General features: G+C 45.8%; 11 protein-coding genes. 1 reads left to right on the forward strand and 10 read right to left on the reverse strand.

Going from position 1 to position 12,028, the window contains the following annotated elements:
* Nucleotides 1-4: 4 nt before the first annotated feature.
* The 8 genes from MHB82_RS18605 to metH all read right to left on the reverse strand — a co-directional run bounded on the left by MHB82_RS18605 (nucleotide 5) and on the right by metH (nucleotide 8,743).
* Complete coding sequence (locus MHB82_RS18605; protein ID WP_341176665.1) at nucleotides 5-778, reverse strand: ABC transporter ATP-binding protein; 774 nt, start codon at nucleotides 776-778, stop codon at nucleotides 5-7.
* A gap of 2 nt (nucleotides 779-780) precedes the next feature.
* Nucleotides 781-1,098, reverse strand: a complete 318-nt coding sequence (locus MHB82_RS18610) for a thioredoxin family protein (protein ID WP_095357376.1) — start codon at nucleotides 1,096-1,098, stop codon at nucleotides 781-783.
* Nucleotides 1,098-1,436 (reverse strand): cyclic-phosphate processing receiver domain-containing protein, encoded by a 339-nt coding sequence (locus tag MHB82_RS18615; protein ID WP_095357375.1) that lies wholly within the window; start codon nucleotides 1,434-1,436, stop codon nucleotides 1,098-1,100. The genes MHB82_RS18610 and MHB82_RS18615 overlap by 1 nt, the downstream gene beginning before the upstream one ends.
* 20 nt (nucleotides 1,437-1,456) lie before the next feature.
* Entirely contained in the window at nucleotides 1,457-2,305 is an 849-nt protein-coding gene (locus MHB82_RS18620; protein WP_341175565.1) for a deoxyribonuclease IV, read from the reverse strand.
* Nucleotides 2,295-3,116 (reverse strand): Fpg/Nei family DNA glycosylase, encoded by an 822-nt coding sequence (locus tag MHB82_RS18625; protein ID WP_341175566.1) that lies wholly within the window; start codon nucleotides 3,114-3,116, stop codon nucleotides 2,295-2,297. Before MHB82_RS18625 ends, MHB82_RS18620 begins: the two co-directional genes overlap by 11 nt.
* Before the next feature lie 6 nt (nucleotides 3,117-3,122).
* Nucleotides 3,123-3,932 (reverse strand): TIGR01457 family HAD-type hydrolase, encoded by an 810-nt coding sequence (locus MHB82_RS18630; protein WP_341175567.1) that lies wholly within the window; start codon nucleotides 3,930-3,932, stop codon nucleotides 3,123-3,125.
* Nucleotides 3,933-4,283: 351 nt separating this feature from the next.
* The gene (gene rnz, locus MHB82_RS18635; RefSeq protein ID WP_110823293.1) at nucleotides 4,284-5,228 is read right to left on the reverse strand and encodes a ribonuclease Z; all 945 of its coding nucleotides are present in this window, start codon (nucleotides 5,226-5,228) and stop codon (nucleotides 4,284-4,286) included.
* A 74-nt stretch (nucleotides 5,229-5,302) separates the two neighbouring features.
* Nucleotides 5,303-8,743 carry a methionine synthase gene (metH, locus tag MHB82_RS18640; RefSeq protein WP_341176666.1) on the reverse strand — a complete coding sequence of 1,147 codons (3,441 nt, stop codon included), beginning with the start codon at nucleotides 8,741-8,743 and terminating at the stop codon, nucleotides 5,303-5,305.
* 179 nt (nucleotides 8,744-8,922) lie between these two features.
* On the opposite strand from metH, the gene MHB82_RS18645 reads away from it, so the two are divergent.
* Complete coding sequence (locus MHB82_RS18645) at nucleotides 8,923-9,468, forward strand: cupin domain-containing protein (RefSeq protein ID WP_095286447.1); 546 nt, start codon at nucleotides 8,923-8,925, stop codon at nucleotides 9,466-9,468.
* Between the two features lie 92 nt (nucleotides 9,469-9,560).
* On the opposite strand, the gene MHB82_RS18650 is transcribed toward MHB82_RS18645, so the two are convergent.
* Together MHB82_RS18650 and MHB82_RS18655 are read right to left on the reverse strand one after the other, a co-directional pair.
* Nucleotides 9,561-10,235, reverse strand: a complete 675-nt coding sequence (locus MHB82_RS18650) for a GntR family transcriptional regulator (protein ID WP_095286446.1) — start codon at nucleotides 10,233-10,235, stop codon at nucleotides 9,561-9,563.
* Nucleotides 10,236-10,344: 109 nt separating this feature from the next.
* On the reverse strand, nucleotides 10,345-11,973 hold the full coding sequence (locus MHB82_RS18655) for an ABC transporter substrate-binding protein (protein WP_341175568.1): 1,629 nt from the start codon (nucleotides 11,971-11,973) through the stop codon (nucleotides 10,345-10,347).
* Between the last annotated feature and the right edge of the window lie 55 nt (nucleotides 11,974-12,028).

Here is a 12,028-nt window from a genome sequence, read left to right on the forward strand (position 1 = left end):
TGTGTTACCCTCCAGAACGTACGCGAATCCATGGTCGATCGTGATCCCACTGGATGTCGACCGGAATGTCGTACGTATGCTTAATTGTATCCTGTGTCAAAACATCATGTTTGTTTCCAGCCGCAGCAATACGACCTTCGCGAATCAATGCTACATGTGTGAATAAGGGCATGATCTCTTCTACATGATGCGTTACATATACTACTGTTATATTGCGCTGACGAAGTCGGTCGATTTCAGCCAACATTTTTTCACGTTCATACAGATCGAGCCCAGCGCACGGCTCGTCCATAATTAATAACTTAGGATCCGCCATCAATGAACGTGCCAGCATGACTTTTTTTCGCTCGCCCTGGGATAGTGTACCCAGCGGGTGGTTAGCCAATTTAGCGAAGCCCATGTCATCCAGAAGATTCAAGGCTCTGGTCTTCACTTCATCGGGAATGGTCTGATAAAAACGCAAAAAGGCAAATGCACCTGTCGCAACGACCTCCCAGACCGGGTCTCGCAATGTCAGTTTTTCAATCAGCGTTTGACTGATATAACCAATCTCTTTTCTGACTTCACGAACGTCACATTGCCCATATAAGTTCCCCAGCACCTCGATACGCCCTTGACTAGGGAACATATATCCATTCATCATTTCCAGCAGCGTTGTTTTGCCTGAACCATTACGTCCCAGAATGACCCAATTCTCGCCCTGCTCAATATGCAGATGAACGTCATCCAGGATCTGATTATCCTCCCGGCGAAGAGAAATATGCTCCATCGAAATAATCCTCATTTTAGGACCGCCTTTCGAATTTCATTTAGCAGGTGCTCCACCGAGGACATTCGATAAATCATTTTAGGTACATCCTGCTCACCATCAAACAGCATCACTGCAGGTACGCTTGAAATTTTAAACTGCTGCACAAGTTCCGGAATATCATGAATGTTCATTTCAAATAATGTGTTCTCCGGCAGCAAATGCTCCGCGATTTCCAGCATTCTTCTCGCTGCAGCACAAGTACCGCATAAAGGGGTGTAGATAAATACAGCTTGAGGAATACCTTCCCACACACCGCGCATCAAAAGCTTCGAATGAATGGGCTTCATCAGCTGAGCTCTCCCGCAGCAACCCGAAGCATAACCTCACCTGTCATCGGACCATTGTGTACCTTTACAGTGTCAGGTTTATTGGTATATAACAATTCGTACATCTGACGTTTGCCGTACATGCTGGAGGTGTGTAAATAAATTTCGCGCGGAAACAGCCCTTCCCGTACAATGGCAGCTGCAACTTCTCCACCATTTGGCGAATCCGGACCCAATTCATAATCCAGGGACAGGATATCCACATCACCTTCCCTGAGCAGCATGAGACATTCTTCAGCATTGGTAGCCAAGACAAATCCCTTAGGACATGCCCGGTAATCATCCAAGAAAACATGCATACAACCACTCCTCTCCCCGTTTACAACCAGGAACGCATGACCTCAATATCATCTTTGTGCGTCCCATCCTCACCTGTCTCGGTTTCCAACACAACGACTGCCCGTTGGAACTCAGGTGAACTCAACATTTCTTGCATCGCTTTGCTTCCTATAAATCCCTGACCGATTCGCGCATGTCGATCCTTGCACGAGCCGGAAGCATATTTGGAGTCATTAAAATGCACAGCAGCAAGAGTATCCCAGTACCCAAGCTGTCTGCCTTTTTGAAGCATATCCTGTTCACTATTACTGTGCCACATCCCTGAAGCAAAAGCATGACATGTGTCAAAACAAAAAGCAATATGCTCCGGATATTGGCTCAGCTTGCGAATCTGAATCATTTCTTCCATGGTCGTTCCCATTGGACCGTGGTCACCTGCCTGATTTTCGAGCAAAATCTTTGCCTGTCCATTCCAGTCTTCCAAAACCGTATCCAGACAATGGATAAGATTCTGATACCCTTCAAGCGGCTGATCGCTCTTAAGATGACCAAAATGAACTACCGTTCCTACTGAACCGCATGCATCTGCAATATGCAGATCATTTCTAATGGAAGCTACGGTAGCATGAAACCCCGCCTCTCCACGGGTCATGCCCAAAGCCGGATTCGTTGGATAGGGTGAGTGTGCAATGGACGCAATGCCATTCTCCTCACACCACTCCCGGCACAATTCAGCATTTTTAAGGTCAGGATCTTTCAAACCAAGGCTGCGGGGGTTCTTCGGAAAATATTGAAATGCCGTTGCCCCCATCTCATATGCCCTCTTGGCTGCTTGTAAAAATCCACCTCTCGTGCTGACGTGTGCGCCGATTCCGTAATTAGGCCTCATGCTGACAATTCGGACAGAAGAAAGCCTTCTTCCCCGTAATTTCCACTCGTTCAATCGTGCCTCCACAACGTGGACAGCTTTCCCCTTCGCGATCATATACCCTGCATTGCTCATCAAAACTTCCTGTTTTCGTGTCCCCTTGCATCAGCGGCATTTCCATATAACCACCCTCCGATGCTGCTTCACGGAGCACCGACTGCATAGAACGGAACAAACGCTCTGTGAGTTCTGAAGAACTGGCGATGTTCTGTGTTTTGGAACTAGGTCTCAAACCTGCAGCAAAAGCAATTTCATCCGAGTAACAATTGCCGATACCAGCAATAATGTGCTGATTAACCAGGGTCGTTTTGAGCGTTCCGCGGCGTCCTCTCAGCAATGAAGCAAAACGCTCAGGATTCATGCGTCGATCCAGTGGCTCCGGTCCAAGATCGGACAAGGCTTCTTCTGTTTCCTTTGATGTTAGCAGGTGTAAATAACCCAATCGAAGTCCAATAAAGAACAAGATACGATCACCAAATTGAATCTCAACTTGTGTCGACCGATCGGGACGATCTGCCTCAGTCCCCCAGTAAATCATGCCTCCCAGCATGAGATGGAGCACCAGTCGTTTACCGTTTGCCAAATGAAAAATAAGATGCTTAGCCCGGCGCTCGACAAAAATAATACGATTGCCTGTAAGTTTGCGCGTAAATTCCTCTGGCTCTTTATTGATGGATTTTTCCCGATTAACGACAACACCAGTAATAAGTAAATCAAGTATTTCTGCGGACAATAATGTCCGGTAGTTTTCCATTTCCGGCAGTTCCGGCATCTGTATCTATCCCTTCTTGGATGCTTGGCTCGCTTGTTGCGACAGCCACTCAATCAGTTTATGCAAATCATCAAACACATGATCAGGACGTATCTTGGTCGCGCTGATATGAGTGTCCATATTTTCTTTCGTTGTGACGCCGGTCAATACGAGCAATGTCTCGCATCCTGCTGCTGCTCCTGCTGCAATATCTGTACGCATATTGTCCCCGATCACAGCCACTTCATCAGCCCTTAGATTTAAACGATCAATCGCTGACTTCATAATAATGCTGGAAGGCTTGCCGATTACAGTTGGTGAAACACCTGTAGCCGCTTCGATCGCAGCACCAATGGTACCTGCTCCTGGAGTCAAGCCATCATCAGAGGGGAGCTGCAGATCTGGATTGGTCAGGATTGATTTTGCTCCATCATTAATCCAGCGAAGTGCCTTGGTTAGTTTTTGGTAGGAAAATTCTCGGTCAATCCCTTGAATGACGTATTCCGGCTTTTCTTCCGTCCTTTGCAATCCTGCTTCATCGATAGCCTGAAGTAAACCAGCTTCTCCAATGCAGGCAACCTTTGCGCCAGGAGATTCTTCAGCTACATATTCAGCAGCAGAAACTGCAGATGTGCAAACTTGAGAAGCTTCCGCTGGAATTCCCATTTCGTTCAAGTGATCTGCTACACCTTGCGGAGTACGTGAAGAATTATTTGTTACAAATAAATAAGGTACAGCTTGTTCATTCAGCGTCTGAATAAGCTTGTCTGCCCCTTCAATCCGATGTCTGCCATGATAGAGTGTTCCATCCAGATCGATCAGATAGGCCTTAATCATACAGAGCACTTCCTTTCTTTTAGACCATTAATAATTCATGTCCTTAATTACATTTTAATGATTTTTGATCCATAGCTATGTATATCAAAAAAATAATGTGGGCTTGCTCGTATAAGCACGCAACACGTCGAACCGAATCGAACCCAGACGTTTTGACTCGCGCGCCTTCTGTACAAGCTTGTCATTTCCTGCGCTTTCCCGGAAAATAATTCAATTCATTTCCCTGCTCATATTGCCCATCCTACACGCTTTCCGATCAGATTGCAAAAGGGACCTCAGGGCCTATCCCCCTCAGTCCCGTTTGAATTGCCACCTTTAAAACCAAACTTATTTGAAGCCCAACTGGCTTAACTATAACTGTGATCCATTCTGATGATGAATGACAGGAATTAACTGATGCTCATTCGCCAACCTGGAGTTAGGAAAAACGGCCTTTGCTTCGTCCAAAAGGGGCTGCAGTTGTTCTTCATCCTTATAGCGAGAGCTAAAATGAGTCATAATCAATTCTCCAACATCTGCTGCTCTAGCCGCCTCTGCCGCTTGCTTAGCAGTGCTATGATAGTACTCATGAGCGGTATCTGCCAAATCGTCCATAAATGTTGCTTCATGTACAAGGACATCTGCGTGCTTAGCGAGGGGCAATACATTTGCACACGGTCGTGTATCTCCCAAAATGGTTATCACTTTGCCGCGTTTGGGAGCTCCTAATACATCCTCCGGACGAACAGCTCTGCCGTCATCCAGGGTAATCGTCTCTCCACGTTTAAGACGACCAAAAAGAGGACCCGGCTTCAAACCATACTCTGCCAGCTTTACTTGATCGAGACTGCCTGGACGATCCTTCTCCGTAATTCGGTAGCCGTAGCTGTCGATCCGGTGCTCCAGCAATGCAGACTCTACAATGAAGCTCTCGTCTTCAAACAGCAAACCACCCGTATGCTCAACAATCTTCAACTCATAGTTAATCCGAGACTGACTTAACTCCATTACGGTTGTAACCATACGTTCTGTCCCAGGCGGTCCATAAACCGTAAGGGGTGTCGTACCTCCCTGGTAAGCTCTGCTTGATAGCAGGCCGGGAAGCCCGAATACATGGTCCCCATGAAGATGGGTAATGAAAATCTTCTCCAATTTACTCAGTTTTAGCGGTGAACTTAAAATTTGGTGCTGGGTTCCTTCCCCGCAGTCAAACAACCACAAAGCTCTTCGCTCATCCAACATGCGGAGCCCAATGGAAGTTACATTCCGCTGCAGTGTAGGTACACCAGCGTTAGTTCCCAGGAAATATAGTTCCATCCGGATTGCACCTCTTTCTGTTGCCAGCAAAAAGCCTCCGACGATGCGGAGGGCTCTGCCTGACCTCTTATTGACTATGCTTTTTCAACATTAAAATATTTGGCTTGCGGATGACTGAACACCATCGCGGATACGGAAGCTTCCGGCTCCATCATGAAGCCTTCCGTCAGTTCCACCCCAATGTCCTCAGGCTGCATCAGCTTGAAGAGTGGCCCCTGATCTTCCAAATCCGGACAAGCCGGATATCCAAATGACACCCGTATCCCTTGGTAACGTGCGCCATGACGCTGTTTCATGGTCATGTTCGCCGGATCCGGGAAGCCCCATATATCTCTCATCATATGATGCACTCGTTCAGCTAATCCCTCAGCCACTTCAAGCGCTACAGATTGCAGAGCATGTGATCGAAGGTAATCCCCTTGCTCCTTCCATGCCGTAGATAGTTCACGAACACCGTGACCGGCTGTTACAACCATGAATCCAACGTAATCCATTTCTCCAGATTCAACTGGCTTCAGGAAGTCAGACAGGCACAGGAACGGTTCAACCTTTTGCCGCGGGAATGTGAAGGTATGCAGAATATTGCTTGTATTCTCGGGATCGTAAATGATGATGCTATTGCCGCTGGATTGTGCCGGGAAGAAGCGATACATCGCATGTGCCTGGATAATTCCATCCCGGACTGCTTCTTGCATAATCCCGTCTACAACCGCTTTGAGATCAGTTGCTTTGGGATCACCCGAAGCGAGCAGCTGCTCCACAGAACCACGAAGGCCAAGATGATGACCAAGCAGCATTTGCATGTTTACATACGGCAAAATGTGCGACAATGGATAATTACGCAGCGTGTGCCGCTCAAGATCCGGAGGAACTAGAACAGGATTGTCGATTGCGATATCCGACCGTTCAACTCGCGTAAGCTCCGGCAGCGGTTTAACTGTTTCTGCACTGGACGCATCCGCTTCTTTTTCAGCCTCCATCTCCAGCTGCATGACTTCACGGGAAACCGGGTTCATCAGCTTGTTTGCCAGATCCAGACCATCCATGGCGTCTTTTGCATATACAACCATCCCGTCATATTCAGGGCGAATACGGTTTTTGGTGAATTTGCGCGTAAGTGCTGCTCCGCCCACCATGATAGGTACATCGATACCCGCTGTACGCAAGTCTTGCGCGGTGACGATCATCTGCTGAGCCGATTTGACGAGCAAACCGGACAGACCAATCGCATCCACTTTTTCTTCTCTATATGCTTCTATGATTCGTTCTGGTGGTACTTTTATACCCAAATTAATGATTCGGTAACCGTTATTGGACAGGATGATCTCCACCAGGTTCTTCCCGATGTCGTGCACATCACCCTTAACCGTTGCCAGAATGATTTTGCCTTTCACAGATGTTTCATTTTTCTCCATGAATTGTTCCAGATAAGCAACTGAAGCCTTCATTACTTCTGCGCTTTGTAAAACCTCAGCAACGATCAGCTCGTTGTTGTTAAACAGGCGTCCTACTTCTTCCATCCCCCGCATAAGAGGCCCATTGATGACTTCAAGCGCTGAGTATTTGGCAAGAGCCTGTTCCAGATCTGGCAACAATCCCTCTTTGCTGCCTTCGACAACATAAGAGGCCAGACGCTCCTCTAATGAAAGATTCGAAATCTTTTCTTTCTTCTCAACCTTTTTGTTCCGGAATGCCGCTACGAATGCAGCAAGTGTTTCGTCATTCGTATTATAGAGCAGCTCTTCCGACAATCTGCGTTCTTCCTCCGGGATGGAAGCATAACGTTCCAGCTTCTCCGTGTTTACAATGGCGTAATCAAGTCCAGCCTTCGTACATTCATACAAAAACACAGAGTTCAGGACTTCCCGACCGGCCTCAGGCAATCCAAATGAGATGTTACTGATACCAAGAATCGTATGACACTCAGGCATAGCTTCCTTGATAACACGAATCCCCTCGATGGTTTCCTTGGCAGAACCAATATACTGCTCATCTCCGGTACCAACAGGGAATACCAACGTATCAAAAATCAGGTCTTCAGCCTTTAATCCATACTTGTTCACCAGCAGATCGTATGAACGCTTGGCAACCTCCAATTTATCTTCACGACTAATGGCCTGTCCACGTTCATCGATGGTACCAACTACAACGGCTCCGCCATATTTGTGGATAAGAGGAGTCACAAGCTCGAATTTCTCTTCACCATCCTCAAGGTTAATGGAGTTAATTATCGCTTTACCTTGAGAGTACTGGAGAGCAAGATCGATAACCTTTGCGTCAGTTGTATCAATCATCAGCGGAACTTTTACTTTTTTGACGACCAGTTCGAGGAATTTTTCCATATCCTCAGCTTCTTCGCGGTCCGGATCCTGCACACAAACGTCGACAACATGTGCACCATTTTTCACCTGAGCGCGTGCAATTTCCGAAGCTTCCTCATATTTCCCTTCAACGATCAGGCGCTTGAATTTCCGAGATCCAAGCACGTTGGTCCGTTCACCAACCATATATGGACGATTGTCCTGCTCTATATATACCGGATCAATACCCGATAATGCAGGCGGATGTGTTCCGTTCATTTCTCTTGGGGGGTACTTGGCAAGCGTATCACGCATCGCCCGAATATGTGCTGGAGTTGTACCGCAGCAACCTCCGGCGATGTTTAACCATCCCTGTTCGGCAAATGCCCCAATTTTCTGAGCTAGTGAATCAGGTGACTCATGATAATTACCATTTTCATCGGGTAGACCCGCATTCGGATAACAGCTGACTGCTACTGACGCCATGCCAGAAAGAGAACGAATGTGGTCACGCATAAACTCCGGGCCTGTAGCACAGTTTAGTCCCACTGAAATTGGGTTAAGGTGTTCTAAGGATATATAAAAGGATTCGATGTTCTGACCCGCAAGGGTTGTGCCCATCGGTTCTATTGTCCCTGAAATCATCAAAGGGAGCTTAATTCCACTCTGCTCGAATGCTTGCTGGATACCAATGCTGCCTGCTTTGACATTAAGGGTATCCTGCGAAGTTTCAAGCAGTAGCGCGTCAACGCCTCCCTCAATTAAAGCAAGCGCTTGCTCGGAATAACTGTCGATGAGCTCCTGGAACGTTACGCCGCCCGTAACCGAGAGCGTCTTCGTTGTTGGTCCCATCGCACCTACCACATACCGTGGAGAATCTGGAGTCGAAAAGCGATCTACCGCAGCTCTCGCAATTCGAGCAGCTTCGAGGTTAATCTCGCGAGCACGATCCTGGATATCATATTCGGCCAATACTACTGAAGTAGCTCCAAATGTATTGGTTTCGATTAAATCTGCACCAGCTTCCAGATATTCTTCATGAATGCGCTGGATGAGTTCTGGACGTGTAAGTACCAACATTTCGTTACATCCATCCAGATCATCTCCGCCAAAATCCGCACCAGTAAGATCAACTTGTTGAATCATGGTCCCCATCGCACCGTCGAGGATTAATATTCGTTGTTTTAATGCATCATGTAGACTAAGCTTATCCAATAACTTCACCCCCGCAAAACGTTAAATCTTAGTTTAACAGAAACTTACTTATTGTGAAAGATCGGTTTTATTCAGCTGTATGGCGGGTTTCAGGCGATCAAGGTCGAATTTGCGAATCGACAAAAAGGTAGACATCCGATATAATATCTATTAAACCAAGTGGAAAAGAGGGAAAGAACATGGCTGAAATTGTGATCAGAAATACGAACGAACGTATCACTGGAGACGAAAATGTTCGAAATTTCTTGGACAAATATGAAGTACTCTATGAAAAATGGGACGCATCCAAATTAAGTGCTGAATTGCAAAATAACTTTGGATTGACTGATGATCAGAAAAACCAGGTTTTAGAAACCTTTGATTATGAAATCAAAGACCTCGCTGCACGTCGCGGATATCAAATCTGGGATGTCATCACCCTCTCCGAACAAACGCCAGATATTGAAGAAAAATTGGCCAAGTTCGAGGAAATCCACACACATGCCGAAGATGAAATCCGTGCCATTGTCGCGGGTAAAGGGATCTTTGTTATCAAAGGCACAGATGATGTAGGTTACTTTAATGTAGAATTGTCTCCTGGAGACGTCATTTCCGTACCCGAAAACACGCCGCATTTCTTCACTTTGATGGAGAACAAACAGATTATTGCTGTTCGTCTCTTTATTGAGAAAGACGGCTGGGTTGCTGACCCGTACCCGGATCCTACGTTTATTAAACAGGCCTAATCTCATATTACGGATATCGTTCATTCAACAAACCCCTGTCCATTTGAACAGGGGTTTGTTGCGGTTTGGATCATTATACAACATTAGATGGATTATATAAAATAATGTGGATACTTTGCTTTAACCGTCTCCTGTTCAACGACGACAAGTCTAAGGTGAGCTTCCATCACCTTCATCGCTTGTTCTGTTTGGCGCTCCTTGATGAGCTGGTAGATTTCCTTGTGTTGGGAGATAATAATTTCGGAATTAATGTCTTCTGACAAGCGAAGGATACGCAGACGATTAAACGGAATGTTAAGCTGCTGAAGCATTTTCCACGTTCTCATTTTCCCAGTTCCCTGAAACAGGATCTGATGAAACTCCTCATCCAGTTCAAACAGTCGATAGAAGTTATTCTTATCCATGCACACTTCCTGCATGGCGATATTGGTTTCCAATCTGAATTTGAATTCTTCTGCAAATGAGGCACATGCCAGCGCTACAATTTCCTTTTCTATTTTTTCTCGCATAAATCTGCCTTCTTCCACATGCTCCAGATTAATATGCGAAACGATTGTTCCACTCTGCGGGATAATATCCAAAAGTTCCTCTTCAGCAAGCTTCATGAAAGCTTCGCGAACAGGCGTTCTACTAACCTCAAGTTCATCCGCTATTTCTTTCTCTGAAATCTTCGTACCAGGCTTAAGCTCAAGGTGCAAAATTCTTTCCTTTATCAGCTCGTATGAGTAAGCGCGGGTCGAACCTCTAATCTTTTGATTAAGTGACATTCCTTAACCTCTTCCTCTCAGCCGTATTCATTCATCTTAGCATAAATTGCCGTTTCACTAAAATGAGCTCAGCGAAACGGCAATCGTTTAAACGTTGTCTATCATGCTACTACTGTTTGTTCTCTTTATACTTTTTGTACGTATCGTTGGAAATCTGCAAGTACTGAGACAACCCTTGTCCTTCCAGTTCTTTTACGAAAGCATCGAACTCCTCAAGACTGCGTTCACCCAGAATAAATTTAAGGGTATTTTGGTCCGAATAGTCCTTAAGTGGAGTACTAAGCAATGTCACCTGTTCACGGTCAAGATCTGAGTACGGGATTGGAGGTTCAGCAGGAATAACTTCCTTGGTATCCTTCATGTCCTGCTGGAATTTCAATTCTTCTTCACTAAACATGGAGTGCAGCAGATCCGTTGTTCCACCATAAGCAAACACACCACCAGAGAAACCGTAATCAATACGCAGATCTTTTGTGCCTTTAGGATTCAATCCATTATAGTTCACATCATCCGCAAGCTTGCGAACCCCATCCTGTTTCGTGAAGGTCTCTCCTTCAACTCCCCATTTGGCGAATTCCTGGCCTTCATCACTGTAGTACAACCAGTCAATAAATTGCATTGTTGCTTTGAAATTTTCACTATCTTTAATTTTACCGGAAATCATGACACCGTTTTCAAGTCTAGATCCAGACATTAATTGTCCTTTCGGACCGCCTGGAACCGTAATTTTAGCAATGGAAAATTTTCCTGCACCCAACGTTTTATTCATATCATTGCGATGCAGCACTAACGTTTGAGAGTTACCATTAATGATAAACGATTTGCCAGAGACAAATTTTTGTGTCGCTTGATCATCATCTTGAGTGAAACTTTCCTTGTCCAGCAATCCTTCTGACACCATTTTGTTGAAGTAGGTCAGCATTTCTTTGTACTCAGGAGTAGTGGATGTATATACGAATTCATCCTTGTCTTCCTTATACGTAAGACCATTTCCGAAGCCCCAACCGCCCTTGGTTCCAAAACCAGCAGCCGCAATATTTAACGTACTGTTAAATTCAAATCGGTCCGAGAACGGAATCGAATCCGGATAGATTTCTTTCAACTTCTTGGCAGCATCATATAGTTCATCCCATGTCGTTGGGATAGGAATATTGTTTTCCTCGAAAACATCCGTTCTAACAATCAGTGTATAGTCTGGCCACACTTCTTCATGCAAACCAGGGAGAACATAATACTTCCCGTCTTCCTGACGGAGACCCTCCAGTTCATCCTCAAGCCCCCACTTCTCTACTTTGTCCTTGAAATTGGGCATCAAGTCAACATAGTCACTAACGGGCAATACGGCACCAGATGATACAAAGGCAGATTCTTCGCCCGGATAAGTTTTAGGGATTACGAGAGGTGCATCTCCAGAACTGATCAAAAGAGATCTTTTTTGCGGATAGTCAGACATCGGTACAATGGTAGGATCCAAGGTCACACCCGTCAGCTCGGTGATTTTTTGGAAAAGCAACCAATCTTTTTTGTATGGATATGCTGGCTGATCACTATAAAGGATGGATAAGTTGAATGGCTCTGAGGCTTTAAACGTTTCACCCACTCCGTAGGACTCCATAGCCCCTTTGGATTCAGGTTCTGCCTTCTCGGTTCCCGCTCCGCTGCTGCATGCTGCCAAAACGACACTCATCATTGTTGCCAAAACCATCTTGCCTACAAGCTTGCGTGGTCTCTTTTTCATTCCATTGTCCCCCTGCATGTGGTTTAGATTGGCCTTGCGTCTAAGAGATGTTAGC

The organism is Paenibacillus sp. FSL K6-2862 (assembly GCF_038005125.1).
Lineage (GTDB): Bacteria > Bacillota > Bacilli > Paenibacillales > Paenibacillaceae > Paenibacillus > Paenibacillus illinoisensis_A.